This window comes from Frankia sp. R82, from assembly GCF_023716925.1.
Lineage (GTDB): Bacteria > Actinomycetota > Actinomycetes > Frankiales > Frankiaceae > Frankia.
Genome location: NZ_JAMQQG010000044.1, coordinates 1 through 23,685, shown reverse-complemented (window position 1 = coordinate 23,685; position 23,685 = coordinate 1). Strand labels below are relative to the sequence as shown.

18 protein-coding genes are annotated in these 23,685 nt (G+C 71.7%); 5 read left to right on the top strand and 13 right to left on the bottom strand.

All coding sequences use genetic code 11. The features are described from left to right. Positions 1-31 precede the first annotated feature (31 nt). Both ND747_RS11240 and ND747_RS11235 read left to right on the top strand, forming a co-directional pair. The gene (locus ND747_RS11240; protein ID WP_285900343.1) at positions 32-715 is read left to right on the top strand and encodes a TrkA family potassium uptake protein; all 684 of its coding nucleotides are present in this window, start codon (positions 32-34) and stop codon (positions 713-715) included. Between the two features lie 51 nt (positions 716-766). Then, on the top strand, positions 767-1,486 hold the full coding sequence (locus tag ND747_RS11235; RefSeq protein WP_308204606.1) for a TrkA family potassium uptake protein: 720 nt from the start codon (positions 767-769) through the stop codon (positions 1,484-1,486). A 49-nt stretch (positions 1,487-1,535) separates the two neighbouring features. Here ND747_RS11235 and ND747_RS11230 read toward each other — a convergent pair whose 3' ends face one another. The 4 genes from ND747_RS11230 to dut all read right to left on the bottom strand — a co-directional run bounded on the left by ND747_RS11230 (position 1,536) and on the right by dut (position 4,067). After that, the gene (locus ND747_RS11230; RefSeq protein ID WP_251733458.1) at positions 1,536-2,228 is read right to left on the bottom strand and encodes a DUF3159 domain-containing protein; all 693 of its coding nucleotides are present in this window, start codon (positions 2,226-2,228) and stop codon (positions 1,536-1,538) included. 50 nt (positions 2,229-2,278) lie between these two features. Beyond that, positions 2,279-2,665 carry an OB-fold nucleic acid binding domain-containing protein gene (locus tag ND747_RS11225; RefSeq protein WP_251733457.1) on the bottom strand — a complete coding sequence of 129 codons (387 nt, stop codon included), beginning with the start codon at positions 2,663-2,665 and terminating at the stop codon, positions 2,279-2,281. Positions 2,666-2,785: 120 nt separating this feature from the next. Further along, positions 2,786-3,412, bottom strand: coding sequence for a DUF3710 domain-containing protein (locus ND747_RS11220; protein ID WP_374216212.1), 627 nt, complete (start codon positions 3,410-3,412; stop codon positions 2,786-2,788). A gap of 94 nt (positions 3,413-3,506) precedes the next feature. Then, positions 3,507-4,067, bottom strand: a complete 561-nt coding sequence (gene dut / locus ND747_RS11215; RefSeq protein WP_251733455.1) for a dUTP diphosphatase — start codon at positions 4,065-4,067, stop codon at positions 3,507-3,509. A gap of 310 nt (positions 4,068-4,377) precedes the next feature. Here dut and ND747_RS11210 point away from each other — a divergent pair, with 310 nt between their 5' ends. Next, entirely contained in the window at positions 4,378-4,680 is a 303-nt protein-coding gene (locus tag ND747_RS11210; protein WP_251733454.1) for a DUF4235 domain-containing protein, read from the top strand. A 95-nt stretch (positions 4,681-4,775) separates the two neighbouring features. Continuing rightward, positions 4,776-5,291, top strand: coding sequence for a gamma carbonic anhydrase family protein (locus ND747_RS11205; protein ID WP_251733453.1), 516 nt, complete (start codon positions 4,776-4,778; stop codon positions 5,289-5,291). 407 nt (positions 5,292-5,698) lie between these two features. Here ND747_RS11205 and ND747_RS11200 read toward each other — a convergent pair whose 3' ends face one another. Further along, complete coding sequence (locus ND747_RS11200; protein ID WP_251733452.1) at positions 5,699-6,841, bottom strand: sigma-70 family RNA polymerase sigma factor; 1,143 nt, start codon at positions 6,839-6,841, stop codon at positions 5,699-5,701. 141 nt (positions 6,842-6,982) lie between these two features. Then, positions 6,983-9,673, bottom strand: coding sequence for a valine--tRNA ligase (gene valS / locus ND747_RS11195; protein WP_251733451.1), 2,691 nt, complete (start codon positions 9,671-9,673; stop codon positions 6,983-6,985). Positions 9,674-9,839: 166 nt separating this feature from the next. Here valS and ND747_RS11190 point away from each other — a divergent pair, with 166 nt between their 5' ends. Beyond that, positions 9,840-10,679: an inositol monophosphatase family protein gene (locus tag ND747_RS11190; protein ID WP_251733450.1), complete on the top strand. Its 840-nt coding sequence runs from the start codon at positions 9,840-9,842 to the stop codon at positions 10,677-10,679. Between the two features lie 37 nt (positions 10,680-10,716). Here ND747_RS11190 and ND747_RS11185 read toward each other — a convergent pair whose 3' ends face one another. The 7 genes from ND747_RS11185 to ND747_RS11155 form a co-directional block, all read right to left on the bottom strand. Next, complete coding sequence (locus ND747_RS11185; RefSeq protein ID WP_374216210.1) at positions 10,717-13,734, bottom strand: AAA family ATPase; 3,018 nt, start codon at positions 13,732-13,734, stop codon at positions 10,717-10,719. Positions 13,735-14,135: 401 nt separating this feature from the next. Then, on the bottom strand, positions 14,136-14,549 hold the full coding sequence (locus ND747_RS11180) for a hypothetical protein (protein WP_251733448.1): 414 nt from the start codon (positions 14,547-14,549) through the stop codon (positions 14,136-14,138). Between the two features lie 316 nt (positions 14,550-14,865). After that, positions 14,866-16,497 (bottom strand): toll/interleukin-1 receptor domain-containing protein, encoded by a 1,632-nt coding sequence (locus tag ND747_RS29765; protein WP_251733447.1) that lies wholly within the window; start codon positions 16,495-16,497, stop codon positions 14,866-14,868. Then, positions 16,494-17,756: a hypothetical protein gene (locus ND747_RS11170; protein ID WP_251733446.1), complete on the bottom strand. Its 1,263-nt coding sequence runs from the start codon at positions 17,754-17,756 to the stop codon at positions 16,494-16,496. The genes ND747_RS29765 and ND747_RS11170 overlap by 4 nt, the downstream gene beginning before the upstream one ends. A gap of 228 nt (positions 17,757-17,984) precedes the next feature. After that, a complete protein-coding gene (gene wecB / locus ND747_RS11165) occupies positions 17,985-19,376 on the bottom strand; it encodes a non-hydrolyzing UDP-N-acetylglucosamine 2-epimerase (RefSeq protein WP_251733445.1) in 1,392 nt (463 codons plus the stop codon). Positions 19,377-19,672: 296 nt separating this feature from the next. After that, complete coding sequence (locus tag ND747_RS11160; protein WP_251733444.1) at positions 19,673-22,456, bottom strand: aconitate hydratase; 2,784 nt, start codon at positions 22,454-22,456, stop codon at positions 19,673-19,675. Between the two features lie 303 nt (positions 22,457-22,759). Continuing rightward, on the bottom strand, positions 22,760-23,479 hold the full coding sequence (locus ND747_RS11155) for an acyltransferase (protein ID WP_251733443.1): 720 nt from the start codon (positions 23,477-23,479) through the stop codon (positions 22,760-22,762). Positions 23,480-23,685: the final 206 nt, after the last annotated feature.

Here is a 23,685-nt window from a genome sequence, read left to right as displayed (position 1 = left end):
CTCGCGGGAGGATTCGCGCCACGGGGATCAGATGAGGCTACTGTCATCCCTCGTGCATGTGGTGATCCTCGGCTGCGGCCGGGTCGGCTCCGCGCTCGCCCGCGCGGTCGAACGGCTTGGCCATTCGGTGGCCATCATCGACCAGAACGCGGCGGCGTTCGGCCGGCTGCCCGCCGACTTCGCCGGTCAGCGGGTGACCGGCATGGGATTCGACCGGGACACCTTGATCGAGGCCGGCATCGAACGCTCGGCGGCGTTCGCCGCGGTGTCCAGCGGCGACAACTCGAACATCATCGCGGCCCGGGTCGCCCGGGAGATGTTCGGGGTCGAGCGGGTGGTCGCCCGCATCTACGATCCCCGCCGCGCCGAGGTGTACGAACGCCTTGGCATCCCCACGGTCGCCACGGTGCGCTGGACGCGTGACCAGATCCTCGGCCGGCTGCTGCCGGAGGCGGTCACCCCGCAGTGGTCCGACCCGTCCGGTTCGGTGGTACTCACCGCGGCCCCGCCCGGCTCCGGCTGGATCGGGCGCCGGGTGCGTGAGCTCGAGGAGGCCGCCGAGGTGCGGGTGGTGTGCGTGACCAGGTTCGGTGAGGGCATCCTGCCGGACGCCCGCACCCTCGTCCAGGACGGCGATGTGTTGCACGTGGCCGTCGTCAAGGCACACGCCGCCCAGGCCGACGTGGTCCTGCGCCGCGGTCCCGAGGAGGGCTGAGCCGTGGCATCCGCCGTACCGGCAGGAAACGCCGTACCAGCGACAGCCGCGGTGGCGACGGCCGCGACCGGGCCGGCTGGTCGCCCGTCCGGGCGCCGGGTGGTGATCGCCGGCGCCGGCAAGGTCGGCCGGTCGATCGCCGCCGAGCTGTTGGAGAACGGCTCCGAGGTGCTGGTGATCGAACGGGACCCGGCGAAGGTCCGCCTGGACGCGCTGCCCGGCGCCCGGTGGCTGCTCGCCGACGCCTGCGAGCTCGCCCAGCTCGACGCCGCCGGACTCCACGACTGTGCCGTGCTCGTCGCCGCCACCGGGGACGACAAGGTGAACCTGGTCGTCTCGCTGCTGGCGAAGACCGAGTTCGGGATGCCCCGGGTGGTGGCCCGGGTGAACCATCCCGACAACGAGTGGCTGTTCACCGAGTCGTGGGGGGTGGACGTCGCCGTGTCCGCGCCACGGCTGCTCACCGCGCTGGTGGAGGAGGCGGTCAGCGTCGGAGATCTGGTCCGTCTCATGCGGTTCCGCCAGAGCGACGCCTCGCTCGTGGAACTGACCCTCGCCGCGGATGCCCCCGTCGCCGGACGGGCTGTCGGCGAGATCGAGCTGCCCGCCGACAGTGCGCTTGTGGTGATCCTGCGCGACGGGCGCCCGGTGATCCCCTCCCCCGACGCCACCCTCGAGGCGGGCGACGAGGTGCTGGCCGTCGTCACCAGCACCGAGGCCGAGGACCAGCTCGCCGTTCTGCTCGGCCCGCCCGCGCCCATCGACGGATGATCAGCGTGCCGGGCTCCACCGGCCCCGACGCCCCGCCGATGCCCCGCCCCTACCGTTCGTCGGCGAGCCGGTCACTGGCGACAACCTCGCCTTCGACGACGGACGGGTCGGCCGGACCGGGGGGGTTGGGTGGCAGCGGCGCGAGACGGCGCACGATGGCGAAACTCGCCAGGACAGCGACACCGAACAGGGGCAGGCCGAGCGCGATGTTCGCCGCCGCCAGCCAGCCGTCCTGATCGGCGAGGTAGAGCACACCCTGCACGACGAACCGCACCCCGAACACCACGGCCCACACCAGGGTGGCCCAAATCGCGGCCCGCCGTTGGCGGGGATCGTCGCGCCACCCGAGATAGCGCAGGTCGAGACCGGCCATCAGATAGCCGACGACGGGCCGGCGCAACGCCACCGACGCCAGCGCCACCACCACGCCCACGGCGTTCTTGGCGATGCCGGGCAGGAAGAAGCCCTTCGCGTCCCCGGTACGGGAGGCGACGAACGCCGCGAACGCCACCGCGAACAACCCGGAGAAGGCCTGCTGCACCGGCTCGCGCCGCACGATCCGCAACACCAGCAACGCGGCGGCGGCCACGACGGCGACCACGATCCCGGCGGTCAGCCCGGCCTGAGCGTTGACCGCCACGAACGCCACGGTGGGCAGGGAGCTGTCGATGATTCCCCGTGGCCCGCCGATGGCCTCGGAAAGCGTCGTCGGCGGGGTTTCGGGAGCGGGCAGTCCTGGCATCGTCGGTGGAGATTCCTGTCGGTCGGTCGGTTACCTGCCGCCGGGCGGAGCTAGGCGCTGGCGGAGGACACCGGTAGCAGTTCGTAACGCGGATTGAAGATGGTCGGCCGGTCATCCGACAGCGTCACACGGCCGGAGGCCTTGACCGGTGCACCGGCCCGCAGGCCAGGGATGTCGCGCCGGCCGAGGAAGACCAGGGTCACCGTGCCACTGCCGTCGTACAGGTCGACCTTGAGGTTCGGCGCCCCGGAGCCGGCCCGGACCGTCACCGCCTGGATGGTACCCGCGACGCAGATCTCATCCCGGTCCCGACAGCGGCTCACCGGGGCGGCGCCGGCCGCCGCGGCGGCGGCCTGCAGGTCCTCGGCGTCGAGCTCGTTGACCCCAGCAGTCAGCCTGTGGAGTTTGCGCCCCCACCAACCGCGTGGCTCGCCCACCGCTCCTCCGATCCCGCGCGAGCAGGTCTGCCCGGACACGTCTGTTGCAACGAACGACCGAAGGACAGTGTGCCCCCGCACAGCCGCCCAATCGAGTGATCTGGCGACGTAGCCGGACGGTCAGCGGATTTCGGCGGTACGCACGCCCGGGGTGGGCAGCCCGGGACGTCCGCTGGTGGCCGAGGCGGTCGCCGCGCCGGGACCGTCCGGATGGTCGGCGACCTCCCGAGGCAGGGTCAGCGGCAGCGGATCCCGCACCGGCATCGCCTCGTCACCACGGGCCACCACCACCCGGCGCAGGGTCTCCTCGAGCAGCGGCGCCGCGCCGGGATCACTGCCCGCGGCACCGGTCACCACGGCCCGCAGGAACCAGCGCGGCCCATCCACTCCGATCATGCGAGCGGGGACGGACTCCCGGGGCCGCCCCGTGGGCAGCGGAATCCGCAGCTCCCGCCCGAACGAGCCGCCGGCCTCGGCCCCGCCGGACGCCTCGACCCCCGCGAGGATCTCGGCGCGCACCTCGTCCCAGAGCCCCCGGCTCTTCGGCGCGGCGAACACGGACAGTTCCATCGCACTACGCCCGTCGGTGACGACCACGGTCAGCGGCTGCCCCGACGCCTCCTCCACCTGGAACTGCACCTGGACGCCCGGCAACGCCGGCAGCCGCAGCGCACCGAGGTCAAGCCGGTGCACGCCGTCCTGCGGCGACTCGGTGACGTCGTACGGGCCGTCCGGCACGTCCGGGATGGCCTGGCCGAGGCCGTCCTCGCTGGCCGTGGCCTGCGCCGCGCCGGACCTGGATCCCGGCGTACCCTCCGGCGCGTCGTCTGACTCTGCTTCTCTACGCCGGCGGCCGAACACCCGTGGTCTCCATTCCTGTCTCTCCGAAACCGCCGGTCGAGCCGAAGCCGCCGACGCCCCGCACCGAACCGGGCAGCTCGTCGACCTCCCGGAACAGCGCATGCTCGACCCTTTGGACGACCAGTTGCGCGATCCGGTCCCCCCGCCGCAACGTCACCGGTTCGGACAGATCGGTGTTGATCAGAACAACCTTGATTTCACCACGGTAACCGGCGTCCACCGTCCCCGGCGCGTTGACCACTGTCACTCCGTGGCGGGCGGCCAGACCACTGCGCGGATGTACGAACGCCGCATACCCCTCGGGCAGCGCGATCGCCGTCCCGGTCCCGACCACCGCCCGCTCCCCCGGTGCCAGCGTCACATCCGACGCGCTGACCAGGTCCGCACCCGCGTCGGACGGCTGCGCGTAGACCGGCCCGGCGAGCTCCGGGTCCAGCCGTCGCACGAGCACCTCCACCTGACCCGGTTGCCCCTGCCCCGGATGGGCCGCTCCCTGATACCACCCCGGTGGGGTGGTGATGGTCGGCTCGGTGGCGGTCATCGATCTCCTGCTTCTGCCACGGGATGGCCAGACATGCTGACGGCCAGACATGCTGACGGCCGGACCTGTTGGTGGTCGGAGCTACTGATGGTTGGAGCCACTACGGTTCAGCACCTTAGGCCATCGTGCGCCGTCTCCCGACCCGGGCCGTCCCACCGCCGGTAATCCGCACGCCGACGTGATCAGATAGGAAGGCGGAACGGCGGACGGCGTACGGTGCGTCGGCCGGTCTGGAGTAACCGACGGCATCCGGGAAAGGACAGCACGAGCCGGCCCACCTGGGCCGCTCAGCAGCAGAAGGGACGTTGGGGTGGCAAAGGCGGCATCGAAACTGGGCTGGAAGGTCGTCGGCGGCGCGGCGACCGCGCTCGCCGGAACGGCGGCCAGCCGCGGGGTGACCCTCGCATACAAGAAGGTGCGCCGGTCCGATCCGCCGGTGAACCCGGCCGACCCGGACACGGCGCTGGTCGAGGCCATCGCCTGGGCGGCGATCTCGGGCCTGGCGATCGGCCTGGGACGCCTGGCAGCCGAGCGCGCCGCCGCCCGCACCTGGGCCAGGGCCACCGGCGCCCCGCCTCCCGGCATGCTCCGACCCGAGCTGGACATCGACTAGCCCTCCCGGTCGGGTCCCCGGCCGGGCCCGCATCAGGGCGGCACGGCGGGCAGGATGGGCCGATCGCACCACATCCTCACCGGCAAGGAGCTCGGATGGCCGTGTACGCCCTGGGGGATGCCGTCCCCGCCATCGACCCGACCGCCTACGTCCATCCGGACGCGACCGTCATCGGGTCGGTGACGATCGGGCCCGAGTCGACGGTGTGGCCGTCGGCGGTGCTACGCGGCGACTACGGGCGCATCATCATCGGCGCCCGGTCCTCCATCCAGGACGGCACGGTCATCCACGCCACCGACGAGTACCCGACGGTTGTCGGGGACGACTGCACCGTCGGGCACCTGGCCCATCTGGAGGGCTGCGTCGTCGAGGACGGTGTCCTGATCGGCTCCGGCTCGATCGTGCTGCACCGGGTGCGGATCGGGCGGGGCGCGCTGGTCGGGGCCGGCGCCGTCGTCGTCGGCGGCACCCGGGTCCCGGAGCGGTCCCGGGCGCTGGGCATCCCAGCCACGATCGTCCCCGGCAACGATCCGTCGATCCAGCTCCTCGGCGCCTCGATCTACGCCGCCAACGGCCAGCGTTACCGCAGGGAACTGCGCCGCCTCGACTGACCGCCAGCATCGACCACCGCCAGCTTCCCCAGCACCCTCGGCTTAACCGCCGGCACCATCGACCTGGCAGCTACGCACCGTTATTACACTCCTGCGCCGCCACACCACGAATTCCCGGGCGTGTCGATCTTTGTGGTCCTTGTACAGGGCTAATTTCGCGAATTTGCCCCTTTCGTCCCGGTAGAAGCGTCCCGGGCGTGTCGCCAGCACCCATCAACCAGTCGATGTGCGCCGGCGATACGGCCGTCAGCGGGCCGGATGGTCACGAGGCGTAGCAGTTGACGCTCTGAGCCATCCTTCGGATGCGGACGGTTTCTCACGGCTGGTCGGCGGACGGCAGACGGCGGGCAGGCATCGGACCGAGCCAGCGGGCCGACTGTCGGGCCAGGTGCCGGGTTCGATCATCGTCAGGCCGGGTGGGTGGAGGCGGCGGTGAGGTGGCGGAGCTTGTCGGGGTTCACCACGATGTTGATCTCGGCGATCCGGCCGTCCACGATGTGCAGGCTGGCGATGGTACGTAGCTGCGTTCCGTCGTGGTAGGCGAAGCCGGGTTCACCGTTGACCTCGACGGGGCGGGTCCAGGCCTGCGGGCCGGCGTCGACCAGGCCCTTGTCGATAATGCCGATGACGAACCGGGCGGCGCGGTCGGCGCCGAAGATGGGACGGCGGGCCGCGCGGGCAAGGCCACCACCGTCGGAGCGGACGATGACGTCCGGGTCGAGCAGGGTGGTGAGTCCGGCGAGGTCGCCGCCGGCGGCGGCCGTGAGGAAGGCGTCGGCGACCTGCCGGCGCAGCCTGGGATCAGGCTCGAAGCGCACCGATCGGTCCCGGACGTGCCGGCGCGCCCGGCTGGCGAGCTGGCGGGCCGCTGCCGGGGTTCGTCCGGTGGCGTCGGCGATCTCGGTGAAGTCGTAGCCGAACACGTCATGCAGGATGAAGGCCGTCCGTTCGGCGGGGCTCAGCGCCTCCAGCACAACCATCATGGCCATGCTCACCGACTCGGCAAGCGTCACCCGGTCGGCCGGATCCGCCTGCCCGTCCACCCCGCCGGTCGTCCCGGCCGCGGCGACCGCCCCGGTTACCCCGATGGCTCCGGTTACCCCGATGGCTCCGACCACGGCACCTGATCCGGTGACCCCCGCACCCAGCCCGTCCACTTCGCCACCGCGACCGCCGCCCCTGCCACCGCCGGACCAGCGGACCAGCGGCTCGGGCAGCCACGGGCCGACATATCCCTCCCGCCGGACCCGGGCCGAACGCAGCTGGTCCAGACACAACCGCGAGACGACCACCGTCAGCCACGCCCGCAGATCGTCGATCTCATCCGCGTCGACCCGCTGAAGCCGCAGCCAGGCCTCCTGCACCACGTCCTCGGCGTCGGCCAACGACCCGAGCAGCCGGTAGGCCACCGCCCGCAGATGCCCCCGCTCCCCCTCGAACTCCTCGGCCAGCGCCGCCACCCCAGCAGCTGCCGCCTCGGACGCAGCGCCCAGGACGAACGAGACATCCGGGTCGGACGAGACGGGGGACGACGGGTCGGTCGACGTCATGGAAACCTCCGGCGGGCTCGACAGCCTCCTTACCTGGACGAGCGAGCCGGCGCGGACGTGACACGCAGACGTCCACGGTTCCGCGGAACCGCCACCGCCACCGCCACCGCTCCTGCAACGGTTCCCAGAACGGACGCGGGGTCAGGCCAGGGTTACGTCGACGGTGAGGTCGCCGGTGGTGGGGGTGAGGGTGAGTTCGCGGATGCCGCCGGCGCTGCGCAGGTCGGCGGCGGCGGCCCCGACGAGAGCGACGACGTCGGCGTCACCGGCGATGCGGGCCTCGGCGACCTCGGCCTTCATCGACACCTTCGCCGTGGACTTGGCCCTGCGCACACCGGCCAGCGCCGTGCCGACCGCGTCGAGGAGGTCGGGACGGCCGGAGTCGGCGAGCTTGCGGATCTCGGCCGCGTCCGGCCAGGGGGCGCGGTGCACCGAGCCGGTCTGCCACCAGGACCAGACCTCCTCGGTGACGAACGGCAGCACCGGGGCGAACAGCCGCAGCAGCGCCGAGAGCGCCACCGTCAGCGTGGCCTGCGCGGACGCGGCGCCCTCGGCACCGAACGAGCCGTAGGCCCGGCCCTTGACGAGCTCCACGTAGTCGTCGCAGAACCGCCAGAAGAACGACTCGGTGAGCTCGAGTGCCCGAGCGTAGTCGTAGCCGTCCAGCGCGACGGTGGCCGCGTCCACGACGTCGGCGAGCGCGGCGAGCAGCGCCCGGTCCAGTGGCTCGACCACCGCGGCCGCCAGACGCGCCGGTTCGGAGGCGACGGCATCCGGCGCGGTCTCGGTGACACCCGTTTCGGCGACACCCGTTTCGGTGGCATCTGGCTCGGCGGTGAGGCCCAACGCGAAGCGGCTGGCGTTGAGAATCTTGATGGCCAGGCGACGCCCGGTCTTCATCTGGCCGACGTCGTAGGCGGTGTCGGTACCGGGGCGCCCGGAGGCGGCCCAGTAGCGGACCGCGTCCGAGCCGAGTTCCTGCAGGGTGGCCAGCGGGGTGACCACGTTGCCCTTGGACTTCGACATCTTCTTGCGGTCCGGGTCGAGGATCCAGCCGGAGATCGCCGCGTTCGACCACGGCAGCACGCCGAACTCGGCCTCGGAACGCACCACGGTGGAGAACAGCCAGGTCCGGATGATCTCGTGGGCCTGGGGGCGCAGGTCCATCGGGAAGACCCGGGCGAACAGGTCCGGGTCGCTGCCCCAGCCGCTGGCGATCAGCGGGGTGAGCGAGGACGTCGCCCAGGTGTCCATCACGTCCGGGTCGGCGGCGAACCCGCCGGGCACGCCGCGCTGCGCCTCGGTGTAGCCGGGCGGCAGGTCGCTGGACGGGTCGACGGGCAGCGACGCCTCGTCGGGGATGATCGGCGCGTCGTAGCGCGGGGTGCCGTCCTCGTCCAGGGGGTACCAGACCGGGAACGGGACGCCGAAGAACCGCTGGCGGCTGATCAGCCAGTCGCCGTTGAGGCCGTCCACCCAGTTCTCGTACCGCACCCGCATGTACTCGGGGTGCCAGGCCAGCTCCTGGCCACGGCCGCGCAGCCGGGCGCGCAGCGACTCGTCCCGCCCGCCGTTGCGGATGTACCACTGGCGGGTGGTGACGATCTCGAGCGGGCGGTCGCCCTTCTCGTAGAACTTCACCGGATGGCTGATCGGCCGCGGTTCGCCGCGCAGCGCGCCGGACTCGGTGAGCAGCTCGACGATGCGGGTGCGGGCACTGTGCACCGTCCTGCCGGCGAGTTCGGCGTAGTGCGCCTGTCCCGTGGACGAGGTGATCGCGTCCGGCGCGTCGGGGACGAGCCGCCCGTCCCGGCCGACGACGGCCCGGGTCGGCAGGCGCAGCTCGCGCCACCAGATGACGTCGGTGAGGTCACCGAACGTACAGATCATGGCGATGCCGGAGCCCTTGTCCGGGTCGGCGAGCCGGTGGGCGACCACCGGCACCTCGACCTCGAACAGGGGCGTGCGCACCGTGGAGCCGAACAGCGGCTGGTAGCGCGGATCGTCCGGATGTGCCACCAGCGCCACGCAGGCCGCCAGCAGCTCCGGCCGGGTCGTCTCGATGATCACTGGATCGGCGTCGGACCCCGCCGCGACCTCGGCAACAGCGGCACCGGAGGGTGCGGCCGTCCGAGGGAAGGCCAGCGTGTGGTAGGCGCCGGGACGCTCCCGGTCCTCCAGCTCGGCCTGGGCGACGGCGGTGCGGAACGTGACGTCCCACAGGGTCGGCGCCTCGGCGAGGTAGGCCTCCTCGCGGGCGAGGTTACGCAGGAACGCCCGCTGCGCGACGGCCCGCGAGCGGGCGTCGATGGTGGCATAGGTGCGCGACCAGTCGACGGACAGGCCGAGCAGGCGCCACAGCTGCTCGAAGCCCTTCTCGTCCTCGAGGGTCAGCTGCTCGCACAGCTCGACGAAGTTGCGCCGCGAGATCGGCAGCTGGTCCTTGCCGGGCTTCGCCGGCGCGGTGAACGCCGGGTCGTACGGCAGGGACGGGTCGCAGCGCACGCCGAAGTAGTTCTGCACCCGACGCTCGGTCGGCAGGCCGTTGTCGTCGAACCCCATCGGGTAGAAGACCTCGCGGCCACGCATCCGCTGGAAGCGGGCGACGACGTCGGTGTGCGTGTAGGAGAAGACGTGGCCTACGTGCAGCGACCCGGAGACGGTCGGCGGCGGGGTGTCGATGGAGTACACCCGGGCACGCTCGGCCGTGCGGTCGAAGGCATACGTGCCCTCGTCCTGCCATACGGCCGACCAGCGTGCCTCGATGCCGTCGAGGGCGGGCTTCGCGGGCACCCCGCGGGTCGATCGGTCCGATCCGTCTGCTGCAACCACGACAACGATCCTACGGGCCCGCCGATCGTTCCCGACCCCCACCACCCCGCGTGCTCCGTCCCCGCCGGGTATCGGTACGCGATCGGTGAGCTCTTGGCAGGATGAGCGTGCCACGTCGGCGAACCGTCACGTGCCCCGACCGCCCGAGTGCATGGAGCGCCCTCCGATGAGCGACCTGCCCGATCCGGACGTCCTGCTCGACGTCGCCCTGACGATCGCCCGCGAGGCCGGGGAGCTGCTTGCCCTGGGTCGGGAGGGGACGGTGGCCGCCGAGTCGACGAAGTCCTCGCCGACCGACATCGTCACCGCGCTCGACCGGGCGTCCGAGGCGCTGGTAGCGCGCCGGCTCGGCGAACTGCGCCCGGGTGACGGGCTGCTCGGCGAGGAGGGGTCCGACTCCCCCGGCTCCACCGGGGTGCGCTGGATCGTCGACCCGCTCGACGGCACCGTCAACTTCCTCTACCGCCTGCCGAACTGGGCGGTCTCGATCGCCGCCGAGGTGGGCGGCGAGGTCGTCGCCGGCGTCGTGCACGCCCCGGCGCTGGGCGTCACCTACACCGCGACCCGCGGCGGCGGGGCGTTTCGCCACGCGCCGGCCTCGGCCGGCAGTGCATCCCAGGCCGGCGTGGCGCTGACCGGATCAACCGAGTCGGAGCTGGGCCATGCGCTGGTCGCCACCGGTTTCGGCTATACCGAGGGTCGCCGGGCTGCCCAGGCCACGGTGGTTGCCCGGGTGATCCCGAGGGTTCGCGACATCCGCCGGATGGGCGCGGCCTCCCTGGACCTGTGTGCCGTGGCCGCCGGCACCCTCGACGCCTACTACGAGCGCGGCCTCAAGCCCTGGGACCACGCCGCCGGTGGCCTGATCGCCGCCGAGGCCGGCCTGCGGGTCAGCGACCTGCGGGGCGGCCCGGCTGGCGAGGGCCTCACCGTCGCCGCTCCCCCAGCCCTGTACGCACCTCTGGTCGCGCTGCTTGCCGAGGACCCGCCCGCCGACCGCGACTGACCGCCCGCCCGCCTGACCGGTCGGGCCGGACCCGTGCTCAGTCATCCGACCGGGGGCCCGGGACACGCGCGATCACAAGGGCGCGGACCAGCTCGGAGCGGGAGCGCAGACCGAGCTTGCGGTAGACCCGGGTCAGGTGGGTCTCCACGGTCTTACGGGAGACGAACAAAGCGGCGGCGGCCTCGGCGTTGTTCATCCCGTCGCCGATGGCACGGGCAACCTGGAGTTCGGCGGGAGTCAGCTGGTCGATCGGCACCGGTGAGGCACCGGACTCCCAGGGCCCGGGCCGGCGATCCGGACCATGGTCCGGGACGCGGTGCGCACCGCGTCCCGAGCCACGATCCAGGCCGTGGTCGGGGCCTGCCTGCGGGCTGCGACCGCCACCGCCGGCGGCGAGCAGCTCGGCGGTGGCCCGCCGGGCCCAGGGGCGGGCGCCGAGGGATTCGAACAGGACGCGAGCCTCCCGCAGCGGCGGCCGGGCCGCGGCGGGGCGGCGTAGTCGTCGCAGGGCCTCGCCCTGACACAGCCGGGTCCGGGCCCGCTCGAAGGGCATTCGACGCCGATCCAGGGCCCGATCGGCGTCGGTGAACGCCGCCTCGGCAGCGGTGAGCCCGTCGGCCATCAGCCCACGGCAGCGGGCCGCGACGGCAGCGGGCCAGGCGAGACCGGTGGCGCGGGCCCGGTGCGCGAGCCAGTCGACGATCGGGGTCGCGCGGGCCTGGTCACCGGCGCGAATGAGCGCCTCGGCGAGGTCCGCGGCGAGCGGAATCGCCATGAGGCTGCCGGGGTCGTGCCGACGGGCCCGGTCCCACGCGGCAGTCAGGGCGAGCGCCGCCGCGTCGTGGTCGCCGTCCCCGATCGCGGCCAGGCCCAGCACGCTGTCGGCATGCAGGTCGAGCAGATCGATGCCATACGGGCCGGACTCGGCTCGGAGCCGGGCGATGCGCCGCTCGCACAGCTCGCGGTCGCCCCGGGCCGCGTCGATCCGGGCGAGCAGGACCAGACTGTGGCCGAGCGCGGAAACCTGCCCGAGCTTTTCGGCCCAGCGCAGCGCATCCTCACCGTCGGCGTACCCCGCGGCCCACAGGCCGCGCCAGCATTCCAGTTGGCCACGCACCGCGAGGGCGTACGGCAGGATGGCCGGGGCATGGGCCCGGCGGGCCTCCTCGACGACGGTGGACAACAACCGCGCGGCGGCGGGCTCCCGTTCGAGGTCGAGCAGGGTGTGGCCGGCAACGGTGAGCAACTGCTGGTCGGCGACGGGGTCGGCGGCGCGTAGCTGGTCGGCGGCATCGCGCAGGCACACCCGTGCCGTCTCCACCTCACCGGCCACGGCCAGAGCGCGTGCCCGGTAGATCAGCCCGCCCTGACCGTGCCCGGGCAGATCGTCCTCGCCGCCCACGCCATCCGACGCGCCGCGGGACCCGGCCGGTGACGTGCCATGGCCGGCGGTGCGGACCGCGAGGTCGGTCCGGCCAACCAGCAGCGCGGCCTGGACAGCCTCGGCGAACAGCGCCGCCGCCCGGCCCGGGTCGTGCTCCCGCGCCGCCACCGCCGCGTGGACCAGCTGCTCGTACGCCCGGGTCGGATGTCCCGACCACATCAGAATCCGGCCGCGAATCAGATCGGCATCGGCCCGCACGGCAGGGTCGGTGCCGTCCCGGCCTGCCGCGTCCGCCCAGGCGCAGGCCTGTTGCGCGAACCCGGCGAGGCTGGCATCCGTCGCCGCCCGCAGGAACCGTGCACTCCGCAGCGCATGGTCGGCGGTGAGCTCGGCCGCGCGGTGCCAGGCCTGCGCCGATGCCCCGTAGCCGGCCCGGGCGCGGGCGGGCCTCGCTGATTCGGCGAGCGCCAGGGCAATCTCGTCGTCCGGCCCGCTGGCCGTGGCGGCCGCGAACCAGACCCCGGCATCCCCGTCGCAGGCCTCGGCGAGGGCCGCCTGGGCCCGCAGCCGTGCCGCTGGGGACGCCCGTTCCAGCACCACCGCCCGCAGCAGCGGATGAACCAGGCTCACCGCGCCCCCCAGCCCAGCACCCCCCAACCCGGCAGTGCCCAACCCGGCGTCAGACGGGAGACGTTCGCCGTGGCGGACAAGGCCCGCCCGGTGGGCGGCGTCGAGGTCGGCGAGCGAACCGGAATCGACGACGAGGGCGCGTTCCAGGGTGGCCGCGGGCAGGCCGTTGCCGATGGCCAGCATGACCAGGGCTGCCCGGGTCGACTCGGGCAGCTCGTCGATGCGCTCCGCCCAGGCCCGGTGCAGGCGCCGCCCGGGCGCGGGCAACTCGGGCACCGGCTCGTTCCCACCGAGCTGCGTCGCGCGCAGCGCCTCCACCGTGTCCAGCAACGCCGACGGGTTACCGCCCAGCCGGTGCACCAGATCCTCGAGCACCCACGGCGCAATGGGCACGCCGCGGGAGGCGAACAACTCGGCGCAGGCGTCCCGGGACAACCCGCCCACCTCGATGCCCGGCAGTCCCGAGCCGTCGATCATCGACACCGCATCCGCACGGATCGCCATCAGCATCGTGACCCGCTGCCGTACCAGCCGCCGGGCGACGAACAGCAGCACCTGCCGCGACACCTCGTCGACCCACTGCAGATCATCGACGAGCACCAGCAGTGGATGCTGCTCCCCCGCGGCGGCGAGCAGGTTCAGGGTGCCCGCGCAGGCGGCGTACGGGCTGGGCGGTGCGCCCTCCCCGAGCGCGAGGCAGATCTCCAGCGCGGAGCGCTGCGCATCGGGGAGTTCCCCCAGACACCCCCGCAACGGCAGCACCAGATCGGCGAGTGTGGCGCACGGCAGCGCCGACTCCGACTCGGCTCCCCGCAGCCACAGCACCCGTGCCGACGGCCCGCCCGGTGTGGTGGCCCGCCACTCGGCATGCCGCAACAGCGCGGTCCGCCCGACCCCCGGCTCGCCGCGCATGACCAACGTGTTACAGCGTGAGACATCACCAGAAAGCAGGCTTTCGATGAACCGGATTTCCCGATCCCGACCCACCAGGCCGGGATATGTCCGCGAATTCTTCTCGGTGACAACCCACGCACCTTCCACGACGATCGTCCCTCCCCGCGACGCCGTTGCCGTTGCCGTTGCCGTTGCCGTGTACGTAATCCTGCCGTGGACCGCCGGCATCCAACATGCTTTTTCGTGGCACACCTCAACAAAGGACCATCGACCCCTGATCACCCCAGCGGCGCAACCATCCCGAAAAATATCGCTGACCTGGCCTTTCGGCCGCTTTCATGGCCAGGCCAGGTGTCAGGCAGGCTGCTGCCACCCGAGCGACAGCACCGACCGGACCAAACGCCGCATTACCGCCGCGAGGCGCCCATACCGCTACAGACAGGATGGCCCCGGCGGCAATCCCGCCGGGGCCATCCCAGGTTCTTATTCGGTACAAATATTTCCGCCGGCCGGCGTCGACTCGGCGACGCCGGCTGGCGGCCCGCCAGTCAGAGCGGGTTCGAGACCACGAAGCGCGGGCTCGTGTCCGTGGTCGCGTTGGTGAAGGCGCCGGAGGTGAGCCGGAAGGTGGCGATCACGTCGAGCACGTCGCCCTCGCTGGCGGTCCCGGTGTCGGGCACCGCCACCCGGATCTCCTGACTCGCGGTCGGCGGCAGCTGACCACCCTGCGGGGAGAAGGTACCCGTGGCGCTGTCCGTATAGACGATCTGATAGGTGCTCTGGTTCCGCACGGTGACGGTCAGGACATACTTCGCGCCACCGAACGAGATGAGCCCGCCGCCGACCTCCACATCCGCGAGGATGTCGTACGCGCCTCCCGGATTGACCACGCCGAGCGTGTTCTCGGTCGCCTGCTCGACGGCATAGACGGACTTGATGGTGGCATCCCAGTACCCGGGCATCCGGTCACCTTCCACAGTTTGTTCAGTGCCTGGCGTCCCAAAGCCTTCGCGACGACGGGTACCTTCTGCGTCCGGGAGATCCCTGATTCCACCCTCATCCTGACGGAGGCCCGCCAGGGCGCCGAGAACACCGGCTGGCGGCGGGGGGCCGGGGGGCCATGGCCGGCCCCGACGTCGGCGAGGAGGTCGAACGGGTCGCCGGAGTCGAGCGCGCCGCGGGTGTTCGCGGTTCCCTCTTCGACGGCATGGACGAACGTGACGGTGGCATCCCAGTACCCGGGCAGGTGTGGTCACCCTCCACAGCCGGTTCAGTACTCTACGTCCCCCAGTTCTCGGGACGATCACCGTTTCCGGATCCGGGAGATCCCTGATCCGAACCGGCACCCACCGGACCGAGGAGCTGTCCGATCAGCCGGTGCAGACCCTCCTCGACCCGCTGTGGTCGGCTCAGGTCGAGATGGTTCAGCATCGCGATGCGAGCCGGCAGGCGGACCGGTTCCAACAGGATGGGGATGATGCGCAGCCGGCGGTTGGCAGGATCCGCGGTCTGGGTCAGCAGGTGCTCGAACTCGGCCCATTCGCTGCGCAGGTAGGCAGTAGTGAGAACCAGCAGGGTGCGGCGGCTCTCCTCCAGGACGCGCTCGATCTCACTCAGGATCGGGGCACCGATCCGGAAGTTCTCGCTGTCGATCGCCACCCGCAGACCCGCCGCGCGCAGCCGAGGCACAAGAACGGTGTGCACCCATTCTCCGTTGAGCCGGCTGTAGCTGACGAACAGGTCGTAGCGCTCTACGGCAGCCGGCACCGACGGGGCGGACGCGGCGGACGCGGCGGGCGCTTCGCCCGAGTCGAACAGGGGGCGACGCCAGGGCAGCTGGTACGGCAACCGGAAGGCTGCGGCGCCCTCTCGCGCGTCCACCAGATCGGTGAGGATCTGCTCCTCCGGTCTCAACTGGCCCGGCGGGACGCCCTGACGGTAGGCGGCGTCCAGCCAGCCCTGGCCGGAGACAGCGATGTGCTGCCAGGCCAGCTGCGCCTCGTGCCCGACCGGGCGGCACACCACCGCGGCGCCGTCGCCGGACGCACTGACCGTGCCGGCAAGCGTCTCGGCGAACCTGGCCGGCAGCGGTGCCTCACTGACGATCGAGATGCGCAGCCGGTAGACGCGGCCGACGTAGCGCCGCACCGCGTCCAGGTAGAGCGGGGCAACGGCCGCGGCGAACGGATCGGAGGCGACCGCGACACCCCAGACCGGCACCGCCGTGCCTGGCGCGGCCAGTCGGGTGTACTCACCGGCGAGATTCTGCAGACGGATCCGCAGTCCCGGGCTGATCGAATAGGGCTCCAGGCACACGCTGACCAGCGCCCGGTGTGGCAGGTCGGCAAGCTCTGCCCACACCGCCTCCCAGGTGAGCCCGCCGCCATCGAACGGGACGACGGCCAGGCAGATCCACCGGCCGGTATCCCGGCGGGTGCAGGGCGCCCAGGCCAGCCGCTTTCGGACCTCGAACACCGAGCCGAGATCCGGCGTGAACGGCCGGAGCTGGCGGCGGATCTCGTCCGCCGAGGTGAGCGCCTCGGCCCGCACGTGGCCGGGGGTCGCGGCCAGGTCGTCGCGCAGGACCCGCGCGGCGGCGACGATATCGGTTCCGGCATGGGGCGGACGGTGGATCTGGCCGAGCAGAACGGCGCTGACCGTCCTGGTGGATGGATCGTTGGTATACCGAATCTCGAACCGGTTTCCGTCACCCGCGGTGCCATGCGCAGCCAGCCACTCCTGGTCGCCCGCCCGAGCGGCGGCGTGGTGCTGGTCCGCGAGGGCATCTGGCGTGGCCGCCGTCGCCCGTTGGCCGCCTGGGAACAGCCGCAGACCAACCCATGCCCAGATGCCGAGTTCCGACGCCTCGATCAGAACGTCGTCCTCCCCTGGCGCCCCGTGCGCACTCACCGATGCGTCCCGGCTTCCTCGTCCGGCGGTGGCCAGGGTGAAACAGGCCCGTGCGCCTGCTCCTGCGACGGGTAAATCCGATAAGGATTGTCGGACTCCGGGCTGTAGGTCCGGTCGATGTCCTGCTGATGGTGATCAGCAGCGTCCCAGAACGGGGCCGGTGGCAGTCCAGGAGGCAGCGACTGCCCCACCTCGCCACCATGACCCGACGGCCCGTAGCTTCCCGGTCCATAGGACTGCTGAGGCTGCTCCGCCTGCCAAAACTGCTGCTGCGGCCACGGCTGCCCTGGTGGCGCCGGCTGGCTCGGTGACCACGGCTGGCCGGGCTGACCGGGTGGCACCGCCGGACCAGATGGCCATGGTCGGGGCCCCGTACCGGGCGCGGGAACTGGGCCGGCCGGCGCGGTTCGGCTCGCGTGGGCGACCGGAACCCGCTGCTCGTCGATGGGCGGGAGACCGTCGGGAAAGCCGAACTCGGCAGGTACATCGCGTCCGTCCAGAGCGACATACAGGCCCTCGCGACAGGCGGCATGCACTCCCTCCCGCATCGCCCGCGCCGACTCCGTTCGCAACATCCTTCCTTCGGGATCCGTCCGCCCCAGCAGCGTGCCGACAAGGTCGGCGAAAAACTGCACGACCAGCTTCGCGCCACGCCGGTTCCGCCACATCATCCAGCCGAGGTACAGGCCCGTGCCGTACGGAAAGACCGAGACGTAGGCGGTGTAGTCCTCATAGGTGAGGATCAGGCGACTGCTGACCTCGCGGCGCCCCAGCCCGGTCGCGACCCGGCGATAGGACACGTTCACTGGAATCTGACGCTTTCGTACCGTGCCAGCGATCTGGGTGTAGACGGACGTCGTCCGGTCGGCGGAGTCCGCCAGCAGGACGCGCCATTCCCCGACCGGCTCCCGGTGCCGTAGGACCAGAAAGAGGATCCAGAAGACAGCCGTGGAGACAAAGGTGCCCATCTTGACCAGGGTTCCGGCGGCGGCGTAGCCGAAGCCACCCAGACCGCTGTCACCGCTGCTGTCAGAAAGCCCCTGCAGCAGCGCGACCACGATCGCAAGCGTGAAGAAGGCCACCATCACGAACAGGGACACAAGCGTCGCCCGGGCGAACATCCGCCAGATCTCCAGGCCGGAGACGCTTTCGTCCAGAGCAAGTTCGATCGGCTGGTGCCGAAGTGTCTTGTCCAGATAGGCCGCGTTACCGTCGTTTCCGTGCCAGCCGGGCATCTGCATGCCGTCAGCGCCCCACATACCGCCCCCGATCACCCGATCGCCACAGATTACGACATCTCAGGTTGAACGCGGCAGCCGGTTGGGACCGGGTGGGGAGTGACCGTCGATCTCACTTTCGATAATTACCAGGAGCAACGCCGATCACCCGACGACGGTGAGACCCGACCCGCACGACCATGGGTTCTTGCTCAAGAGCAGGCGACGAGCCCGGGCATTCGATTACACCGAGCAATGGATCGGCGAGTGTCAGTGGCTTTCCGCGGGGGCCGACGTTGTCGAGGCCGAACCGGTGGGCAGGGGCGGGTCGTCGAACCAGACGGTGCGGCGGATGTGGTCGACGTAGCTGACGATGATGTGGACGACGCGGCGGGAGACGTCGTCCGCGGCGTAGTCGGCGACGATCCGCGGGCGGCGGTCGCTCTCGGCCTCGCGCACGACCAGCTCGACGGCGGCGCGGATCCGGTCGGGGTGCAGCACACTGGACACCAGCACACCGCGATCCATCCCCTCGGGGCGCTCATGGGCGTCCCGCACGAGCACGGCCGGGAACCCGATCAGGGAGGCCTCCTCGGTCAGGGCGGCGCTGTCGGACAGCACGCACAGGGCCGCCCGTTGCAACGCGATGTAGTCACTGAATCCGAACGGCCGGCAGAACCGGATCCGGTCGTCGACGAGTGGGGCCCGACCGGCGCGGCGCAGCTCGGCAAGCCGGTCACGCGTACGCGGATGGGTGGAGACGATCACAGGCAGCCGGTACCGGACGGCCAGCCGGTTGAGCGACTCCACCAGCGCGTGCAGGGCCTCGGGCCGGTTGGTGTTCTCCTCCCGGTGGATGCTGGCGACCAGGTACCGTCCCACCTGGACGCCCAGGGTGGCGAGCACGGTGGAGGTGTCGATCAGCGGGGCGTAGTGCGTGAGCACCTCCCGCACGGGCGAGCCGACCACGAAGATGCGTTCGGTCGGGCGTCCTTCGGCGAGCAGGTGGCCGCGGGCGCGTTCGGTCGCGGCCAGGTGGACGTCACTGAGCTGGTCGGCGACCCGGCGGTTGAGTTCCTCGGGGACCCGCTCGTCGAAGCAGCGGTTGCCGGCCTCGAGGTGGAACACCGCGATCCGACGTCGCTTGGCCGCGATCGCCGCGTAGCAGGTGTTGGTGTCGCCGTAGATGAGTACGGCATCGGGTGCCTCGGCGGCGAGGACCGGGTCGATCTGGCCGATCAGCCGGCTGATCGTCTCCGCCGGGGTGGCGCCGGCGGCGTCGAGCGTGTGGTCGGGATGGCGCACGCCGAGCTCGTCGAAGAAGATCTGCGACAGCTCGTGGTCGTAGTTCTGCCCGGTGTGCACGAGCCGCAGGTCGACGGCGCGGTCGAGGACCGCGAGGACCCGGGAGAGCTTGACCACCTCCGGGCGGGTACCGACCAGGACCAGCACCTTCAACCGGCGTTCCAGGGGTCCGGACGCCTTCGGCACCGCCACTGCTGGCCGGGCCACGCCCACCGGCGCGCGCCGCAGCCGTGGCCCACTGGGCTGCGGCACCAGCGGGGCCGACCGGCCACCCGGCGGCGCGGAGGGCACGGTGGGCACCGACGGCCCCGTCTGCTCCGACGTCTCCCTCGCCACCATCGACGTCTCACTGGGCATACGGACTCCCCCCGGCACGCACGGATATATCGGACGCACGGATAGTCACCGACGACCGAGATCGCACCCCGTCCGATCCGGACACCTCCGCCGACCGCAGCCGTCACCGAGGAAGCTATCACCCTCCGTATCTTTCTAGTAACCCGAAGTCCCGGTGGCCGCTCTCGCCACCCACCTCCCGACCACGCCGCCTCGTCCCCCAGGAAGCCCCGACGGAAACGGCCCCGGCTGACGGGAGTCGAGCTCCCGCAGCCGAGGCCGCATGCCGGTGCCGGCCGGCACCGCGGGGACGAAGGTCAGAGCAGGGAGCGCAGGACGTAGAGCAGGATGCCGCCGTGGCGGTAGTACTCCGCCTCACCGGGGGTGTCGATGCGCACGACCGCCTCGAAGGACGTGTCGCCAGCCTGGACGGTGATGGTCGGGGTCTTCTCGTCCACGTCGGCCAGGCCGGTGATGGTGAAGGTCTCCTCGCCGGTGAGGCCGAGCGACTCGTACGACTGGCCCTCGGGGAACTGCAGCGGCAGCACGCCCATGCCGATCAGGTTGGAGCGGTGGATCCGCTCGTAGGACTCGGCGATGACGGCGCGCACACCGAGCAGCGAGGTGCCCTTGGCTGCCCAGTCACGCGACGAGCCCGAGCCGTACTCCTTGCCGGCGAGGATGACCAGCGGGACCCCCTCGGCGGCGTACTTCTGGGCGGCGTCGTAGATGGCCAGCTGCTCGCCGTCCGGCAGGTGGCGGGTCACGCCGCCCTCGACCCCGGGAACGAGCTTGTTGCGCAGCCGGATGTTGGCGAAGGTGCCACGGATCATGATCTCGTGGTTGCCGCGCCGTGAGCCGTAGGAGTTGAAGTCGAGCGGGGCGACGCCGTGCTCGGTGAGGTAACGGCCGGCCGGCGAGTCCTTCTTGATGTTGCCGGCGGGTGAGATGTGGTCGGTGGTGACCGAGTCGCCGAGCAGGGCGAGGACCCGGGCGCCGACGATGTCGGTGCGGGTCTCGGGCTTGGCCGCCATGCCCTCGAAGTACGGGGGGTGGCGGACGTAGGTGGAGTCGGGTACCCAGCCGAAGGTCTGGGAGACCGCGCCGCCGTCGCCGATGGGCAGCGCCTGCCAGCGCTCGTCTCCGGAGAGGTCGGCGTAGTCGGACTCGAACATCTCCGCCTGCACGGCGTCGGCGACGACCGCGGTGACCTCGGCCTCGCTCGGCCAGATGTCGCGCAGGTACACCGGCTGGCCGTCCGAACCGGTGCCCAGCGGGTCGGTATCGAGGTTGATGTCCATCGTGCCGGCCAGCGCGTAGGCGACGACCAGCGGCGGGGACGCCAGGTAGTTCATCTTGATGTCGGGGCTGATCCGGCCCTCGAAGTTGCGGTTGCCGGACAGGACGCTGACCACCGCGAGGTCGGCCTCGTTGACCGCGGCGCTGATCTCGTCGGGCAGCGGCCCGGAGTTGCCGATGCAGGTCGTACAGCCGAAGCCGACCAGGTTGAAGCCGACCTTGTCCAGGTACGGCACGAGCCCGGCCCGGTTGTAGTAGTCCATGACGACCTTGGAGCCCGGGGCCAGGGTGGTCTTCACCCACGGCTTGCGGGTCAGGCCCTTCTCGACGGCGTTGCGGGCCAGCAGGGCCGCGCCGATCATGACCTGCGGGTTGGACGTGTTGGTGCAGGACGTGATCGCGGCGATCGCGACCGCGCCGTGGTCGAGCTCGACGGCGGTGCCGTCGGCCAGGGTCACCGGCGTCGGCCGGGACGGACGGTCGGCGACGGGGCCGGCGACCGCGTTGACCGACACCGGGGCGTCCGACGGCTTGTCGGCGAAGGCCGCGGCCGGGTCGGAGGCCGGGAACGACTCGGCGTCGGCCTCGTCGGCACCGCCGTTCGCGAGGGTGGTGGCCTTGGCGTAGGTGGGCAGCGCGGCGCGGAAGGCGGCCTTCGCGGTGGACAGCGGCACCCGGTCCTGCGGTCGCTTCGGGCCGGCCAGTGACGGCACCACGGTGGAAAGATCGAGCTCAAGAGTGGTGGTGTAGTCGGCCTCGAAGCTCGGGTCAAGCCAGAGCCCCTGCTCCTTGGCATAGGCCTCGACGAGGGCGACCTGCGCGGCCGGACGGCCGGTCAGGCGCAGGTAGTTCAGCGTCTCGCCGTCGACCGGGAAGATGGCACAGGTGGAGCCGTACTCGGGGCTCATGTTGGCGATGGTCGCCCGGCTGGCCAGCGGCAGGTTCGCCACGCCCTCGCCGTAGAACTCGACGAACCGGCCGACGACGCCGTGCCTGCGCAGCATCTCGGTGATGACGAGCACCATGTCGGTGGCGGTGGTGCCGACGGGCAGTTCACCGGTGAGCTTGAAACCGACGACGGTCGGGATGAGCATGCTGACCGGCTGGCCGAGCATCGCGGCCTCGGCCTCGATGCCGCCGACGCCCCAGCCGAGCACGCCCACACCGTTGATCATCGTGGTGTGGCTGTCGGTGCCGACCAGGGTGTCCGGGTAGGCGAGCGTGCCCTCCGGGGTGTCCTTCGTGAACACGACCCGGGCCAGGTACTCCAGGTTGACCTGGTGCACGATGCCGGTGTTCGGCGGGACGACGGTGAAGTTGTCGAACGCCGCCTGACCCCAGCGCAGGAACTGGTAGCGCTCCCGGTTGCGGCCGAACTCGAGCGTCGCGTTGAGCTCGAAGGCGTCCTGACGGCCGAAGTGGTCGGCGATGATCGAGTGGTCGATCACCAGCTCGGCCGGCGCCAAGGGGTTGATCTTCGCCGGGTCGCCACCGAGCGCGGCCATCGCCTCGCGCATCGCGGCGAGGTCCACCACGCAGGGGACGCCGGTGAAGTCCTGCATGATCACTCGGGCCGGGGTGAACTGGATCTCCTGGCTCGGCGCGGCCGACGGGTCCCAGTTCGCCAGCGCCCGGACATGGTCCGCGGTGATGTTGGCGCCGTCCTCGGTGCGCAGGAGGTTCTCCAGCAACACCTTCAGGCTGTAGGGGAGTCGACCGGCCCCGGGCACCGCGTCCAGCCGCCTGATCGTGTAGGTGCGGTCACCTACCGCGAGCGATCCGGTACTGCCGAAGCTGTCCATCGTTCTCCTCCTCGTCACCCGCCGCCCGTCACCCGCGGGCTGCGGGGCTTGCCACCATGGCCACGCCCCTGCGGCAACGCCATGGCGACCCCGCCGGCGGCGAACCCGTGACGCAGGGCCGCCTGCGGCGTCGGCCATCGTCGGCCGGCTCTGGGTCCATCCTGGCATTTCCCACCGGGAGGGATCGCTCCCGAGGGTCTGTGACACAGCCGACGGACCCGATCGACCAATCGTTGACCGAAACGTGACCTTCGATTCGACGCCCGGTTTGCCCCTGTCGTCCTGGGTCGCACCTCACGTCATTTACTTAGCAAGGCTAACAATATCAGACGGCTTCCGCTCCCGCTCCACCCGGGACGCCGCCGCGGCCCCGATGTCGGCCCCGATGTCGGCACCGCGGTCGGCACCGCGGTCGGCACCGCGGTGCGTGCTGGGATCGGTCCGGCGCTCCGCCGTGGGGTCGACGTCGAGGTCGGCGTCGAGCTGGGCGGCGAAGCGGGCCAGGAACACCTCCCGCTTGCGGCGTGGACTCATGCGCCCGGTGCCCACCGATCGGGCGAGTGCCCGGCGCTCCCACTGCTCGACATCGGAGATGACCCGGGCCGGCGCACCGGCGACGACGCTGCCGGCGGAGATGTCCCGCATCACCACGGCGCCGGCGGCAACGATGACGTCGGCGCCGATCGTCACGCCCGGCATGATGACGGCGTTCAGCCCGATCATGACGTCGTCACCGATCCGGATCGGGGCGACCACGTCGGCGTCGGGATGCCTGCGGCGCAGCCGGGTCACCGCGCCGTCATGCGTGATGAACCGGACCCCGCCGGCGATGCCGACCCGATGGCCCAGTCGGATCAGATACGGCTCGGTGCCGAACGTGGCCGCGGTGATCTCGACCAACCGGCATCCGTCCCCCACCCGGACCCCGATGCGCCGCGCGTAGCGCACCGGATCGGTGCGCAGCAGATAGCTGCGGTAGGTCGCCCGCACCACCCGGCGCGGCAGTCCCGGCAGCAGCCGCACCAGGCCCCCACCCGCGGGACCCGGGCGGACGTGAGCATCCGCAGCGCCGTTCCCACCGGGCCCGGCCGCGGCACCGGCGTTCGTGCCGGGGGACGTGGGTGGGCGACGAGGGGCGGGCACGGTGGTGCGCAGGCGGGTGCGCAGGGCGGGGGCGGCCGTCCCGCTTGCGGCGTGGACTCATGCGCCCGGTGCCCACGGATCGCGCG